We start from the raw sequence: 14,944 nt of genomic DNA, 5'->3' as shown, positions 1-14,944 counted from the left end.
CATGACAACCCGCATTCGCGTCGGCAGCGCGCCGTTTAACGTCGGCGAAGAGTATGCGCTGCTGGCGGCGCATGACAGCGACGGCGCGGTAGTCACCTTCACCGGCAAAGTCCGCAATCACAATCTCGGCGACAGCGTGGCCGCGCTAACGCTGGAGCACTATCCGGGCATGACGGAAAAAGCGCTGGCGGAGATTGTGGCGGATGCGCGTCAGCGCTGGGCGCTGCAGCAGGTGACGGTGATTCATCGCGTAGGTGAACTGTTCCCCGGTGATGAGATCGTGTTCGTTGGCGTCAGTAGCGCCCATCGTGGCAGCGCCTTTGCCGCCAGTGAATTCATCATGGATTACCTGAAAACCCGCGCGCCGTTCTGGAAGCGCGAAGCCACCGCGCAGGGCGATCGCTGGGTCGATGCCCGCGACAGCGATCATCAGGCCGCTGAACGCTGGAACTAGCGCGCAAAATCCGCCCGCGCCGATAGCCGCCAGGCCACGAAAACGGTAAGGCACGGTTTTTGCTGGCTTATCAGGGAGCAGGATGAACACCACCACGATGTTACGAGGCGCAGCGCTGCTGGCTGCGCTGGTGCTGGCGGGATGTAGCACCAAAAAGGAGCCGCAGCTGCCGGCCCGCCAGCCCGCTGACGTGAAAGCGCAAATTCAGCAATTGCTGCCCGCCCACGTGACGCAAAAATCGGCCTGGGCCGACGACATCTATACCGCGCTGTGCGTGCAGCACATCGACGCCAGCGCCAGCAACATTTGCGCGGTAATCGCCGTGACCGATCAGGAATCTAACTTCAGCGCCGATGCCAGCGTGCCGGGTCTGCCTAAAATCGCTTGGGCGGAAATTGACCGCCGCGCCGCCAGCGTGCACGTGCCGGCGTTTCTGGTGCGCACCGCCTTACTGATCAAATCCTCCAACGGCGAGAGCTACGCGGCACGTCTCGATAAGGTGCACAGCGAGAAAGAGCTGAGCGCCATTTTCGATGATTTTATCGATATGGTGCCGATGGGGCAGAAGCTGTTCGGTAATCTCAACCCAATCCACACCGACGGGCCGATGCAGGTCAGCATTGCCTTCGCCGAAGCGTATGCGCAGGGCTATCCGTACCCGATTGACGGTTCGATCCGGCGCGAAGTGTTTAGCCGGCGCGGCGGCATCTACTTCGGCACGCTGCATCTGCTGGGCTATCCGGCGGAGTACAGCCAGCCGCTGTATCGCTTCGCCGACTTCAACGCCGGCTGGTACGCCAGCCGCAACGCCGCGTTCCAGGCTGCGGTGGCGCGTGCCAGCGGCATCAAACTGGCGCTGGACGGCGACCTGATCCTCTACGGCAGCGAACAGGCGAGCGCCACCGAACTGGCGGTGCGCACGCTGGCGAAGCAACTGGACATGAGCCCGCGGGAAATTCGCCGCGATCTGGAGAAGGGCGACAGCGAAAGCTTCAGCGACAGTACGCTGTGGAAACAGACCTTTCTGCTCGCCGATAAGATGGCGGGAAAACGTCTGCCGCGCGAAGTGCTGCCGGGCATTAAGCTGGAGAGTCCGAAAATTACCCGTAATCTCACCACCGCGTGGTTTGCCCAGCGGGTTGACGGGCGATATCAGCAGTGTATGACGCGCCGTTGACGATCCGTGGTGTACACTTCACACTGACGTTATCAGTAACTTTTAAAGAGGTGCATCATGGATCGATATCCATGTAATGGTTCAATCGTGCAGCAGGCGTCGACCGGGCTGCAAACCTATATGGCGCAAGTGTATGGCTGGATGACCTGCGGTTTACTGCTGACGGCGTTTGTGTCGTGGTTTGCCGCGCGCACGCCTGCCGTCATGGAGCTGGTGTTTGCCAATCGCATCACCTTCTTCGGCCTGATTATCGCGCAGCTGGCGCTGGTGTTCGTGCTTTCCGGCATGGTGCAGCGCATGAGCGGCGCCGTGGCGACCGGGCTGTTTATGCTCTATTCCGCGCTGACCGGGCTGACAATGGCGAGTATTTTCCTTGTTTATACCTACTCGTCGATCGCCAGTACGTTCTTCGTTACCGCGGGCATGTTTGGTGCCATGAGCTTTTACGGCTACACCACCAAACGCGACCTGAGCCGCTTCGGCAGCCTGCTGTTTATGGCGCTGATCGGCATTCTGCTGGCGTCGCTGGTGAACTTCTGGCTGAAAAGCCCGGCGCTGATGTGGGCGATCACCTATATCGGCGTGGTGGTATTTGTTGGCCTGACGGCTTATGACACGCAGAAACTGAAAGCCATCGGTGAGGGCATCGATGTTAACGATAAAGAGAATCTGCGCCGCTTCTCCATCATGGGCGCGCTGACGCTGTATCTCGATTTCATCAACCTGTTCCTGATGCTGCTGCGGATTTTCGGTAACCGTCGCTAATAGTCACCTGTCAGTAAAGCTGCGAAAATAATCGCGCCGCTACGGCCGGGGGCAAGGTTTCTGCTTGTCAGCCCAGCTCCCACTCTCCCGGTAGCGGCGCAATCTATACACATGATTCAGGATTCGGCTGGCACGCCTCATCGTGCCGCCATCTTGCGCTCATTCTTCTGCCGTAAATGCTTCGCGCGGCTCTCCAGCCACAGATACAGCACCAGTGCCAGCAGCAGGGGCAGAATAAAATAGAGCACGCGATAAGCCAGCAGCGCGGCGATAATCTCACCGTGCGAGGCATGCTGGCCGCTGAGCAGCGCGAGGAACACCGCTTCTAGCACGCTAATGCCCGCCGGAATATGAATAATCACCTCGGCAATACTGCTTGATTAACAGCACCCCCAGCACGATGGGATAATCCACTTCACGCGCCAGCAGCAGCCAGATAATGGTGCCCATCACCATCTAGTTGGCGCAGGAAACGGCAAACTGAAACAGCGCCATGCGCAGCGAGGGCAGTTGCAGATGCTGGCCCTTCACCGTCCAGCGGCGCTTCTTCGCGAAAGCACAGGCTCACAGATAGACCGCCACCATCGCCAGCAGTACCGCACCAATGACCCGTAGCGTGCCTTCGCCGATGAACCAGCCGGGCGGAATCGGCACTATGCCGGCAATAAACACCACGCCGCCAAGCAAAATATAGCCGAGCCAGTTGGTGGCAATACTCAGTGAAAAGATGCGCGTGATGGTGCCGCCGGGCAGACCGAGGCGCGAATAGAGGCGATAGCGCATCGCCACACCGCCCACCCAAGTGCTCAGCGTCAGGTTAAAGGCGTAACAGATGAATGACACCAGCATCACCTGACGTTTCGCCAGCTTATGCCCGCAGTAGGCGCGGCCAATCAAATCGTACAGACCGTAGGTGAGGTAGCTCACCACCACTAACGCGGCGGCGCTCAGCACCACGTAGCGGTTATAGCCGACGATGACCTTATACACGTCCTCCCAGTTCACCTTGCGTGCGTAAACCACCAGCAGCACGATCACCGCAATGAAGAACAGCCAGGTAAGGATTTTTTTCGCTAACTGCCAGCGCGGGTTCTTTTTGCTCATCAGGGTTTCGCTCCTTCGTTATCGGCTTCAACCCGGTCCTGGGTTTCCATTTCCGGCTGCACCGGCGGATCGACCGGGCGTATGGGCAGGCAGCCAGCCGGCGATGGCCGGGAAATGGCGCAGGAAATGGAACACGATTACGCTCTTGGTGAGCTGCCACCAGGTGCGCGGCGGCAGCTTGTCTTCATCGACGCGCACGCAGTCCGCAGCCAGCAGTTGCTCAAGGTTATCGCGCAGCGTCTGGTTGAAGGTGTGGTCGTGGATGATCAGGTTGGCTTCGAGATTCAGCGACAGGCTGAGCGGGTCGAGGTTGCTGGAACCCACCGTTGACCACTGCTGATCCTGCACCGCCACTTTGCCATGCAGCGGGCGGCGGCAGTATTCGTACACTTCAACGCCAGCGTCTACCAGATAGTTGTACAGCAACTCGGCGCCGACTTTGACAATCGGCATGTCCGGTTCACCCTGCACAATCAGCCGCACGCGGACGCCGCGCTGGGCCGCACTGCGCATTTCCCGCAACAGGCGATAGCCGGGGAAAAAGTAGGCGTTGGCGATAATCACATCCTGCTTCGCCTTGCGCAGCATATCCAGATAGTGCTGTTCAATGTCGTCGCGGTGCTCATCGTTATCGCGGTAGACAAACAGCACCTGCGCATCACCGGGCAGGGCGTTCACCGCCAGGCGCTGAGAGCGTGCGCCCCACCAGCGGCGCGTTACCTGTTCGCTGCCGATCGCCTGCTGTACATAGCGCGCGATGTCCAGCACCACCGGCCCTTTCACCTCCACGGCGTAATCCTGCTTGGCTTCCGGCCCGTAATCGGTGTTGTGCTCGGCGGAGAAATTGATACCGCCGACAAACGCAATCTCCTCATCAATCACCACAATTTTGCGATGCAGTCGGCGGAACACGTTGGTGCGCATGCCCATCACCAGCGGACGCGGATCGTAATAGATAAAGCGCACGCCTGCTTCGGTCAGGCTGTTGATGTACTGGGTGGAAAGATCCGGCGAGCCGTAGCCATCCACCATCACTTCCACCTTAACACCGCGCTGCGCGGCGGCCAGCAGATCGCGGTGCAACGCCTTACCGACCTCATCTTCAAACAGGATAAACGTCTCCAGCAGCAGCGTACGCTGGGCGCGCTGAATCGCGCTGGAGACGCGCGGAAAGAATTGATCGCCATTTTCCAGCAGTCGCAGCTGGTTACCTTCGCGCCAGCTGAAATTCATAAGAAGATCTCCACGGCAAGCGGGGCATGATCGGACAGATGTGACTAGGGTTTCACCGGCAGCGCCCACGGCTGGCTCACCGACGCATTACGGATATAGATGCGATCGAGACGCAACAGCGGAAAGCGCGCCGGGAAGGTGCGCGCCGGGTGACCGTTTTTCATGCTAAACACCTCCTGCAGACCGGCTCCTCGCTGCAAAAATCGATTAGCGCGTACCTGCCAGTCATTAAAATCGCCGGCCACCACCAGTGGCGCATCCGGTGGCAGCGACTCAATCAGTTCACACATCATGCGCATCTGCGCCAGACGGTGCTTCTCTTTCAGGCCGAGGTGCACGCACAACGTGTGAATCGGTTCCGGCCGATCCGGCAGGCTGATCTGGCAGTGCAACATGCCGCGTTTCTCACTGCCGGCGACAGAAATATCGCGGTTTTGGTATTCGGTGATCGGAAAGCGTGACAGTATCGCGTTGCCGTGATGGCCCTAGGGATAGACCGCGTTGCGGCCGTAAGCAAAATCGTGCCACATGGTGTCGGCAAGGTATTCGTAGTGCGAATTTTCCGGCCAGTTTTCAATGTGTGCGGAGTGGATGGCGTGCGTGCCCATCACCTCCTATAAAAAGACGATATCCGCCGAGTTCGCGCGCACTGCGTCGCGCAGTTCCGGCAGGATAAAGCGACGGTTAAAGCTGGTGAACCCCTTATGGGTATTGATCGTCAGGACTTTAAATGAAGATCCTTGCGTGTTTTGTGGCATACTGCGACGCGCTCCTTTTCATCATCAACAGAACAAAGTGTAGTCTTTGTCACAAATGGGTGGTGCTGGAGACAGAAAATTAGGGTGTTATCCGAAATTTGCTTTACATTGAGGAAATCCGTCTGGCTGCGGTCAGATACACTTGGGCGACCTGTTGGGTCTGCCAGGAGAAAATAATGAAATGGTCTAATCGTGTTCAGATTGTTACCGGTCAAACCTGCCTGCATATTGCGACCCACCTGCTGGTGATCGCGGCGCTGGTGTGGGGCTGGAAATATAAGGCACTGGTCGAAGTGAGCAGTACCTTGGTGGCAGCTTATGCGCTGGTGTTCATCACCATGCTGGCCCTGCAGCGTAGTGCCCGTTTGCGCCGCTTTGGTGACTCTCTGGAAGAAGTGACGACTACATACTACTTCGGCGCGGCGATGCTGACGCTATTCCTGATTTCACGCTTCATCCACAACAATCTGCTGATTGGTTGTCTGGGCGTGGTGATGCTGGTGGGCCCGGCGCTGGTGTCGCTGCTGGCCAAAGAGCCACCGCAGCGCGTGCAGAGAAAACGCAGCTAAGCGGACATGTCAGCAAGAAAAGAGGAGCCCACTGCGGCTCTTTTTTTATGCGCTACCGCGCAGCGGCACATCACCCTCACGTTTTGCTGGTCGCGGTTCTTTTGGAAAGCTGCTACACTGCCACTCTTACGCATGGTAGTTTGTGCCCTTTTCACACGCAGGCCTTGAGGCTGCGTCATATCCCCCCTGAAAACTACATCGCGCAGCGCGATCAGGGCGGTTCGGAGTAATACACCTGCATGTCTTTTGACTCTCTCGGCTTGAATGCCGATATTTTGCGTGCGGTAGCAGAACAGGGCTACCGTGAACCGACGCCAATCCAGCGTCAGGCGATTCCCGTGGTGCTGGCCGGTCGTGACCTGCTGGCGAGCGCCCAGACCGGCACGGGTAAAACCGCCGGTTTCACGCTGCCTCTGCTGCAGCGTCTGTCAGAAAAACCGGCAGCGGCGCGCGGTCGCCGTCCGGTACGTGCGCTGATCCTCACTCCAACCCGTGAACTGGCGGCGCAGGTTGGCGAAAACGTACGAGAATACAGCCAGTACCTCAACATGCGTTCGCTGGTGGTGTTCGGCGGCGTCAGCATTAATCCGCAGATGATGAAACTGCGCGGCGGCGTTGATGTACTCATCGCCACGCCGGGACGTCTGCTCGATCTGGCGCACCAGAACGCAGTCGATCTGTCGCAGGTGGAAATCCTGGTGCTGGACGAAGCGGATTGCATGCTCGACATGGGCTTCATCCACGACATTCGCCGCGTGCTGGCAAAACTGCCGGCCAAACGGCAGAACCTGCTGTTCTCTGCCACCTTCTCGGACGAGATCAAAGCGCTGGCGGAAAAACTGCTCACCAACCCGGAACAGGTGGAAGTGGCACGCCGCAACACCGCTTCCGAGCAGGTGTCGCAGCAGGTGCATTTTGTGGATAAGAAGCGCAAACGGGAACTGCTGTCGCTGATGATTGGTCGCGACAACTGGCAGCAGGTGCTGGTGTTCACCCGCACCAAGCACGGTGCTAACCACCTCGCTGAGCAGCTCAACAAAGATGGCATCACTGCCGCCGCGATCCACGGCAACAAGAGCCAGGGCGCGCGTACCCGTGCGCTGGCCGACTTCAAAACCGGCGGCATTCGCGTGCTGGTGGCGACGGATATTGCCGCGCGCGGTCTGGATATCGAAGAGCTGCCGCACGTGGTCAACTACGAGCTGCCGAACGTGGCGGAAGATTACGTGCACCGCATCGGCCGTACCGGTCGTGCCGCGGCTACCGGTGCTGCGCTGTCGCTGGTGTGCGTTGACGAGCACAAGCTGCTGCGTGATATCGAGCGCCTGCTGAAGCGGGAAATTCCGCGCATTGCGCTGCCGGGCTTTGAGCCGGATCCGAGCATCAAAGCGGAGCCGATTCAGAATGGCCGTCAGCAGCAGCCACGCGGACGTGGCCAGGGCCGCGCGCCGGGGCAGGGTGCTTGAAGCACCGCGCAGCCGCAGCGGCGGCAATGGTCAGCGTGCCAGCGCCGGTAACGGCGGCGCGCGTCCACAGGGCGAGGCGCGTGCACCGCGTCGTCCGGGCAACAACTGCTCGGCGGCAGGCAACGCGGGTAAACCGGCGCGCTCACGTCGTCCGGCAGCGAAGAGCAACGGGAACGCGTAACGGTATGCGGGTTTTACTGGCGCCTATGGAAGGCGTACTGGATTCGCTGGTACGTGAACTGCTCTCCGGCGTGAATGACTATGACCTGTGCGTCACCGAGTTTTTACGCGTGGTCGATCAGCTGCTGCCGGTAAAATCCTTCTACCGTTTGTGTCCGGAACTGCACCATCACAGCCGGACGCCCTCCGGCACGCGCGTGCGCATGCAGCTGCTGGGCCAGTATCCTGAATGGCTGGCAGAAAACGCCGCACGCGCGGTGGAGCTGGGCTCGTGGGGCGTTGATCTCAACTGCGGCTGCCCGTCGAAGCTGGTGAACGGCAGCGGCGGCGGTGCGACTCTGCTGAAAGATCCGGAGCTGATCTATCGCGGTGCCAAAGCGATGCGCGAGGCGGTGCCCGCTCATCTGCCGGTCACGGTGAAAGTGCGGCTCGGCTGGGATTCGGGCGCGCGGCGTTTCGAGATCGCCGATGCGGTTCAGCAGGCCGGTGCCAGCGAGCTGGTGGTGCATGGCCGGGCCAAAGAGGACGGCTATCGCGCAGAGAGCATCAACTGGCAGGCGATTGGTGAGATTCGCCAGCGTCTGACGATCCCGGTGATCGCCAACGGCGAAATCTGGAACTGGCAGGATGCGCAGGATTGCCTGCGCATTACCGGTTGCGACGCAGTCATGCTCGGGCGCGGTGCGCTCAATGTGCCTAACCTGGGGCGCGTGGTGAAATACAACGAAGCCCCGATGCCGTGGTCGCAGGTGGTTGAGCTGCTGCTGCGCTACACCCAGCTGGAAAAGCAGGGTGATACCGGCAACTATCACGTTGCGCGCATCAAGCAGTGGCTGGGCTATCTGCGCAAAGCCTACCATGAGGTCGACGGCCTGTTCAGCGAGATCCGCACGCTGCGTGTGTCCGCCGAGATCGCCAGCGCTATCGAACGCCATGCCGCACGCATGGCCTAGGTGTCCTGCATCTGAACCTGAGCGGTCGTACCTGAACCGCCAAGTACGCTGCTTTGACGGCGCGTCAGCGATCACACCGTGAAAGTGTGCGCTGCCGCCATGTTTTATAACAAAAAAAGCCGCGATCCTTAGTCTGCTAACCGGTATAGTGAACCTTCGCTTTCACCACGTTTCTGACGCCATCTTCCATGTCTGACGCCGCTGTACTGAGTAATGCTCAGTTAAATAAACGCATCCTCTCCGTCATCGTTTTCACCTTCTTTTGCTACCTGTCCGTCGGGCTGCCGCTGGCGGTGCTGCCGGGGTTTGTGCATAACCAGCTGGGCTTCAGCTCGTTTATCGCCGGGCTGATCATCAGTCTGCAATATTTCGCCACGCTGCTCAGTCGCCCGCACTCTGGCCGGCTGGCCGATCGCTACGGCCCGAAACGCGTGGTGATGATGGGGCTGGTGTGCTTCGGCATGAGCGGCGTGCTGTCGATCATTGCCGCGCTGTGCAGCGGTGCGCCATTGTTGAGCCTGACGCTGCTGGCGCTGGGGCGGCTGTTTCTCGGCGTCGGGGAAAGTTTCAGCAGTACCGGCTCGACGCTGTGGGGCATGAATATCGTTGGCCCGCGACAAACTGCGCGGGTCATTTCGTGGAACGGCGTGGCGACTTACTTTGCCATGGCAATTGGTGCCCCGCTGGGCGTGCTGCTGAATCAGGGCTTCGGCATCAGCGGCTTTGCTGGCCTGGTCGCGCTGATGGGGGCGATCGGCTTCTGGATGGCCTCCGGCAAGCCGGCGGTCAGCGTCAGCGCCGGCGTGCGCATTCCGTTTCATCGCGTGGTCAGCCGCGTCTGGCTGTTTGGCCTGGCGCTGGGATTTGGCACCATCGGCTTTGGCGTGATATCCACCTTCATAACCCTCTATTTTGCCAGCCGCGACTGGAGCGGCGCGGCATTCGCCCTGACGCTGTTCAGCCTCGGCTTCGTGCTGGTGCGGCTGGCGTGCGGGCGCTATATCACGCGCTTCGGCGGGCTAAAGGTCTCGCTGATCTCCTTCGTGCTGGAGGGCGTCGGTCTGCTGCTGATCGCGGCGATCAAAGCCAACCGCAGCGAGCTGGGCCATCTGCGCCGCATGCTGCTGCGCGTCCAGCGGCTGCTGGCGCCGGAGCCGGCCGCGCTGTTTCGCCTGCTTAACCGGCCGCCAAACTGTCTCAACCGGGAACCGCTCAGCGAGCTGCGGATTTTTACCGAGGAGTTCAGCGTAGCGCTTAACGATCTTGCCAGCCTGATGGAGCGCATCCGCCTGCTACAGGAGGAGATCGCTGCCCGCCTGATGGAGCAGAGCAACCGTACGCTGTTTTTGCTCACCTCAATCACCGTGCTGGCGCTGCCCATCAATATCGTAGCCGGTTTTTTTGGCATGAACGTGGGCGGCATCCCGCTGGCGAACAATCCGCACGGTTTTCTGCTGTTAGTGCTGGTGGTGCTGGTGTTTACCCTGGTCGCGGGCTGGCTGGCGTTACGCCGACCGCACGATTGAGCGCGCAACCGCGCCGCGACACAAGCGCACAATGACCCTTATGGTCGCCATGGATGGCGACCCCGGCGAACGGGCAATAAAAAAGCCAGCCCTGCGGCTGGCTTCATCATCGACAGCAAACCCTTACAAGCTATTGCCGTTGCTGGCAGGCTGTGCCGGCGCGGCCTGCTCAACCGGGGCGGCTTCAGCGGGCTGCTGCACATCGGCCTGCGGCGTCATTGACTCTTCTTTCGGCATCGCGTCAGAAGACTCCTGCACCATCACCGGCGCAGGCTGGGCTTCGCCCGGCTGACCGTTGATTTTGGTCGGCATACCGGTACGTGCCTGGATGGCATTGTTCACGGCATCCTGGTTGGTGCTGGCATCGGCCACCACTTTGGTCACGGCGGAAGTCAGGCTGATTGGCACCAGTTCACGTGAGTTAAACTGCTCTTCTGTGGTCGACAGCGGGTTGTGTACTTCAATGTAGCGCGAACCGTCTGGCTCAACGGTGGCTTTTACCGGCTGGTCAATGAACTGTACGCGCGTACCCACCGGCACGTTGTCGAACAGCCATTTGATGTCGTCCGCACGCAGCCGCACGCAGCCGTGGCTCACGCGCAGGCCGATACCAAAGTTGGCGTTGGTGCCGTGAATCGCATACAGACGGTCAATGTACAGCGCGTACAGGCCCATCGGGTTATCCGGACCTGCCGGGAACACGGCCGGGATGCTTTTGCCGCGCGCCGCATATTCCGCGTGCATCGCTTTGGTTGGCGTCCAGGTCGGGCCATTTTTCTTGCGCTCAACCGCCGTGGTCCAGTTAACCGGCGTATCTTTACCCAGCTCGCCGATACCAATCGGCAGCACCACGACAGTTTTGGTGCCTTTCGGGTAGTAATACAGACGCATCTCGGCACTGTTGATCACGATGCCTTCACGCGGTGCGTCAGGCAGAATCAGCTGCTGCGGGATCACCATTTTAGTGCCTGCTTTCGGCAGGTAAACGTCCACGCCCGGATTGGCTTCCTGCATGTTGCTGAGGCCCATCTGGTACTGCGCCGCAAACGCTTCCAGCGGCAGTTTGCTGTCGTCTGGCACGGTGATTTCAATATTTTCGCCAATCAGGTGGCTATTTGCTGGAGGCAGCGGATAGACGACTGCAAAGGCCGACTGGCTGAACGCCGTCAGTACGAGGGCGAGTGAAGCGAACGCGCGAATGCTTTTTTTCATGTTTTTACAAGTCGTTATGGCCATTTTCATGGCTTGTCAGTGTGTCGAACCCATCAGGGTCAGAATAACCCGCTGCGCATTATATGTGCATAGGCGCAATGATGGGAATCAGGATTTTCGCTGGTTGAAGATACTTTACGCAAAACGCCGCGTTTCACAGACTATTCTCTTTGCCACGCCGCCCAAAATGTGAATTTTCTTACGGTTGCCACAGCGTCACTTCGCCGCTCAGTTTACGGTTCAGGAAAAACGCGGCACTGATCAACGCCAGATAGGTCAGCGCCTGCGGCATGTTGCCCAGCGCGTTGCCGTGCGAGGTAAACTCCTCGGCGTACAACCCCAGCGGATTGGCATAGCTCAGCAGCTTTTCAAACTCGAAGTGCGCCTCATGCACCCGTCCGGCGCGCGGCAGACACTCCACATACCAGAACGAACAGGCGGCAAACGCGCCCTCGCCACCGGTCAGCGCATCGGCTGGCGTCTCACTGATGTTATAACGCCGCACTAAACCGTCGCTTACCAGATGGGTTTTAATCGCATCCAGCGTGGCGATCCACTCCGGGTCGGTCGAGCTGACAAAGCGCACCAGCGGCATCAGCAGCATCGACGCATCCAGGTATTTACCGCCGCGCGTGGCGGTGAAGTGGCCGAGCTCGTCGTTCCAGAAGTTCTGCCAGATGTCGTCGCGGATCTCGCTGCGCACCCGGTCCCAGCGATCGTACGGCATCGGCAGCGAACGCTTCATGCCCAGCCGCAGCGCGCGGTCCAGCGCCACCCAGCACATCAGGCGCGAATGCAGAAAGTGCTCCGGCTCGCCGCGCATCTCCCAGATACCGGCGTCCGGCTGGTTCCAGTTAACGCAGACGTAGTCAATCATGCTGGACACATGGCGCCAGCCGCGCTGCGAGATGGCTTCGCCGTATTTATTGGCAAGGTAGACCGCATCCATCAGCTCGCCATAAATATCCAGCTGCGTCTGGCGCCAGGCATCATTGCCGATGCGCACCGGGCGTGAGTTGGCGTAACCGGAGAGAGAGATTGAGCAGTTCGGTCTCGTGCAGCTCCGTGCCGCTGTCAAGACGGTACATCACCTGCAAATGCGGCGTATCGTCGTGGCTGTGCTCAACGCAGCGGCCGACCCAATGGGTGAAGTCACGCGCTTCTTCCACATAGCCGAGCCGCATCAGCGCGTACATGCTGAACGAGGCATCGCGGATCCACGAGGCACGGTAATCCCAGTTACGCTCGCCGCCCAGCTCTTCCGGCAGGCCAAACGTGGCGGCTGCCGCAATCGAGCCGTGCTGGTGCGAGGTGAGCAGCTTGAGCGCCAGCGCCGAGCGCGTCACCATCTCGCGCCAGCGGCCGCGATAAGAGCTATGGCTGCTCCAGCGCCGCCAGTAATCCACGGTATCGCGAAAGCAGCGCTCGGTCGCGATATGCTGCACCTGCGGATCGTCATCGTTGCCAAACACAAATTCGGCGTGCTCACCGGCCTGCAGGGTAAACTGCGCCACCGCGCTGTCCGGTTCGCTCGTCATCACCACTGTGGCGCTCAGGCGCAGCGACGGCTGGCCTTCGGCGACAAAGGCGATACCGCCGGGGTGCGTCTCCGTGCGCGTTTCCGCACGGGCATAGTCGTGGCGCGGCGCGCAGCGCAGATCAAAGGTGGCGGTGCCGCGGATCATTTTTACCCGCCGCACCAGCCGCGGCACTTTGCTGCGTTCATCGCAGATCGGCATGTAATCGGTAATTTCCGCCACGCCGGCTTCATCAAGCCAGCGGGTTTGCAGAATGTTGGTATCGGGAAGGTAGAGCTGCTGCTGGCGCGCGTTTTGCCACTGCGGTGCCAGCGAAAACAGGCCGGCTTCGTCGCTGTCGAGCAGGGCGGCAACCACGGAGGGGCTATCGAGTTCGGGCCAGCAGAGATAATTAATGGTGCCGTCGTTCGCGATCAGGGCACAGGTGCGTAAATCACCGATGACGCCGTGGTCGTCAATTCTGCGTTTAATCTTGCTCATCCTGCCTCCTGAACGCTATCCGATTGTTAACTATAGACGAAACGGCAGAATCGGCTGCGACGTGGCACAGAACGATAACTTCTATACTGTGAAGACACCCATCAGGCAGGAGAACGTTATGACACTGGGCAAAGAGAAAGTCGCCGTAGTGACCGCTTCAGATTCGGGGATTGGACGCAGCTGCGCCGTGATACTGGCCGAGGCCGGCTACACCGTCGGCATTACCTGGCGCTCGGATGAAGAGGGCGCGCAGGAGACCGCGCTGCTGGTGGAGAGCAAAGGCCAGCTGGCCCAGCTGATTAACTCGCTGGGCCGCATCGATGTGCTGGTGAACAATGCCGGCGTGATGACCAAAGCCGATTTTCTCGATGTGACCTTTAAGGACTGGCGCAAAGTCTTCACCGTTGACGTAGACGGCGCCTTTGTCTGCGGACAGATTGCCGCGCGTCATATGGTGGATCAGGGCGACGGCGGGCGCATCATCAACATTACCTCGGTGCATGAGCATACGCCGCTGCCGGATGCCGCTGCCTATACCGCGGCCAAGCATGCGCTTGGCGGGCTGACCAGATCCATGGCGCTGAGCCTGCTGCCGCACCACATTCTGGTGAATGCCGTGGCGCCGGGCGCCATCGCCACGCCGATGAATGACATGAGCAACAGCGGGGCGCACAGCCGGCGCATGCCGGAAATCCCGATTGGCCGCCCTGGCGATACGCGCGAAATCGCCAGTCTGGTGGCTTGGCTGTGCTCGGAATGGGTCACTTACACCACCGGGCAGTCATTCGTGGTCGACGGCGGCTTCATGCTGGCCAACCCGCAGTTTAAGGGTTACCACAGTTAACCGGCGCGGCGGCGGTTCCAGCGGCGAATCACAAAGCGCAGCACGATGCCGAACACAATTGCCGCCGCCAGCCAGATGAAGTGCTTGAGGTGCTGATCAAGCTTGTGCAGCCACGGCGTAATAATTTCACCGGCGAAGTAGCCGAGGGTGACAAAAATCAGCGCCCACAGCGCGGCGCCAATGACGTTAAGCACGAAAAAGCGCAGCGGCTTAAGGCGGCTGGTGCCAATAATGATGGGCCCGATCAGGCGAAAGCCGTACATGAAGCGCACGCCAATCACAAACAGGCTGGGGTGTTTCTGAATCAGCCGGTTAGCTTTTTTAATTGTGTCCTGATGTTTGCGGAAGCGCTGCAGAATGCGCGTGCCATAGCGGCGGCCAAGCCAGAACAGCAGCTGATCGCCAATAATGCCGCCGCCCATCGCCGCCAGCACCACGCCACTGAAGTGCAGCAGGCCCTCGTGCGCCGCCACACCGCCCAGCAGGGTAAACGTTTCCCCTTCGGCAATGCAGCCAATCAGCAGCGCCAGGTAACCGTACTGGGTGATTAATCCATTGATATCGATGTGCAATTGCTCCTCCCTGGGTAAGCGATACAGCTAACAGTCTAGCTGGCTGCGGCTTTTTTTGTGCCGCTGGCCGCAAAAACAGCCGCGCCGATTATACTTGAACTGAAGCTGCCTGC

9 protein-coding genes and 5 pseudogenes are annotated in these 14,944 nt (G+C 59.9%); 8 read left to right on the top strand and 6 right to left on the bottom strand.

The window, feature by feature from the left end:
- Position 1 precedes the first annotated feature (1 nt).
- From moaE to AC6I8M_RS09910, 3 genes are all read left to right on the top strand, one after another.
- Positions 2-454: a molybdopterin synthase catalytic subunit MoaE gene (moaE, locus tag AC6I8M_RS09920; RefSeq protein WP_010616036.1), complete on the top strand. Its 453-nt coding sequence runs from the start codon at positions 2-4 to the stop codon at positions 452-454.
- 82 nt (positions 455-536) lie between these two features.
- The gene (locus AC6I8M_RS09915) at positions 537-1,631 is read left to right on the top strand and encodes a DUF1615 domain-containing protein (RefSeq protein WP_058948685.1); all 1,095 of its coding nucleotides are present in this window, start codon (positions 537-539) and stop codon (positions 1,629-1,631) included.
- Between the two features lie 57 nt (positions 1,632-1,688).
- Positions 1,689-2,396, top strand: a complete 708-nt coding sequence (locus AC6I8M_RS09910) for a Bax inhibitor-1/YccA family protein (protein ID WP_010616038.1) — start codon at positions 1,689-1,691, stop codon at positions 2,394-2,396.
- A gap of 137 nt (positions 2,397-2,533) precedes the next feature.
- On the opposite strand, the pseudogene AC6I8M_RS09905 reads toward AC6I8M_RS09910, so the two are convergent.
- The 3 pseudogenes from AC6I8M_RS09905 to AC6I8M_RS09895 form a co-directional block, all read right to left on the bottom strand.
- Positions 2,534-3,500, bottom strand: a pseudogene (locus AC6I8M_RS09905) (lysylphosphatidylglycerol synthase domain-containing protein).
- Positions 3,500-4,733: pseudogene (clsB, locus tag AC6I8M_RS09900) on the bottom strand (cardiolipin synthase ClsB). The pseudogenes AC6I8M_RS09905 and clsB overlap by 1 nt, the downstream one beginning before the upstream one ends.
- A 44-nt stretch (positions 4,734-4,777) precedes the next feature.
- Positions 4,778-5,491: pseudogene (locus AC6I8M_RS09895) on the bottom strand (endonuclease/exonuclease/phosphatase family protein).
- A 176-nt stretch (positions 5,492-5,667) separates the two neighbouring features.
- Here AC6I8M_RS09895 and AC6I8M_RS09890 point away from each other — a divergent pair.
- The 4 genes and pseudogenes from AC6I8M_RS09890 to AC6I8M_RS09875 all read left to right on the top strand — a co-directional run bounded on the left by AC6I8M_RS09890 (position 5,668) and on the right by AC6I8M_RS09875 (position 10,185).
- Positions 5,668-6,060 carry a YbhQ family protein gene (locus AC6I8M_RS09890; protein ID WP_010616042.1) on the top strand — a complete coding sequence of 131 codons (393 nt, stop codon included), beginning with the start codon at positions 5,668-5,670 and terminating at the stop codon, positions 6,058-6,060.
- 239 nt (positions 6,061-6,299) lie between these two features.
- Positions 6,300-7,707, top strand: a pseudogene (rhlE, locus tag AC6I8M_RS09885) (ATP-dependent RNA helicase RhlE).
- Positions 7,708-7,711: 4 nt separating this feature from the next.
- Entirely contained in the window at positions 7,712-8,659 is a 948-nt protein-coding gene (dusC, locus tag AC6I8M_RS09880; protein ID WP_010616045.1) for a tRNA dihydrouridine(16) synthase DusC, read from the top strand.
- A gap of 188 nt (positions 8,660-8,847) precedes the next feature.
- Complete coding sequence (locus AC6I8M_RS09875) at positions 8,848-10,185, top strand: MFS transporter (protein WP_058948686.1); 1,338 nt, start codon at positions 8,848-8,850, stop codon at positions 10,183-10,185.
- Between the two features lie 123 nt (positions 10,186-10,308).
- Here the strand turns inward: AC6I8M_RS09875 and AC6I8M_RS09870 are convergent, their stop codons facing one another.
- Both AC6I8M_RS09870 and AC6I8M_RS09865 read right to left on the bottom strand, forming a co-directional pair.
- Positions 10,309-11,397 (bottom strand): L,D-transpeptidase family protein, encoded by a 1,089-nt coding sequence (locus tag AC6I8M_RS09870; protein WP_498013778.1) that lies wholly within the window; start codon positions 11,395-11,397, stop codon positions 10,309-10,311.
- A 199-nt stretch (positions 11,398-11,596) separates the two neighbouring features.
- Positions 11,597-13,415 (bottom strand): annotated as a pseudogene (locus AC6I8M_RS09865) (glycoside hydrolase family 15 protein).
- Between the two features lie 118 nt (positions 13,416-13,533).
- On the opposite strand from AC6I8M_RS09865, the gene AC6I8M_RS09860 reads away from it, so the two are divergent.
- Complete coding sequence (locus AC6I8M_RS09860) at positions 13,534-14,259, top strand: SDR family oxidoreductase (protein ID WP_010616048.1); 726 nt, start codon at positions 13,534-13,536, stop codon at positions 14,257-14,259.
- Here AC6I8M_RS09860 and AC6I8M_RS09855 read toward each other — a convergent pair.
- Positions 14,256-14,831 (bottom strand): DedA family protein, encoded by a 576-nt coding sequence (locus AC6I8M_RS09855; protein WP_010616049.1) that lies wholly within the window; start codon positions 14,829-14,831, stop codon positions 14,256-14,258. The genes AC6I8M_RS09860 and AC6I8M_RS09855 overlap by 4 nt on opposite strands.
- Positions 14,832-14,944 lie beyond the last annotated feature (113 nt).

The sequence above is a fragment of the Type-A symbiont of Plautia stali genome, from assembly GCF_059731155.1.
Note: the sequence above shows the minus strand (reverse complement) of the source record. Positions and strands in the feature narration are given on the sequence as shown.

What these genes read in the sequence shown, in the direction of transcription:
- AC6I8M_RS09870 (WP_498013778.1), bottom strand. Translation starts at nt 11,397, where the DNA reads ATGAAAAAAAGCATTCGCGCGTTCGCTTCACTCGCCCTCGTACTGACG.
- dusC (WP_010616045.1), top strand. Translation starts at nt 7,712, where the DNA reads ATGCGGGTTTTACTGGCGCCTATGGAAGGCGTACTGGATTCGCTGGTA.
- AC6I8M_RS09910 (WP_010616038.1), top strand. Translation starts at nt 1,689, where the DNA reads ATGGATCGATATCCATGTAATGGTTCAATCGTGCAGCAGGCGTCGACC.
- AC6I8M_RS09875 (WP_058948686.1), top strand. Translation starts at nt 8,848, where the DNA reads ATGTCTGACGCCGCTGTACTGAGTAATGCTCAGTTAAATAAACGCATC.
- AC6I8M_RS09890 (WP_010616042.1), top strand. Translation starts at nt 5,668, where the DNA reads ATGAAATGGTCTAATCGTGTTCAGATTGTTACCGGTCAAACCTGCCTG.
- AC6I8M_RS09915 (WP_058948685.1), top strand. Translation starts at nt 537, where the DNA reads ATGAACACCACCACGATGTTACGAGGCGCAGCGCTGCTGGCTGCGCTG.
- moaE (WP_010616036.1), top strand. Translation starts at nt 2, where the DNA reads ATGACAACCCGCATTCGCGTCGGCAGCGCGCCGTTTAACGTCGGCGAA.
- AC6I8M_RS09860 (WP_010616048.1), top strand. Translation starts at nt 13,534, where the DNA reads ATGACACTGGGCAAAGAGAAAGTCGCCGTAGTGACCGCTTCAGATTCG.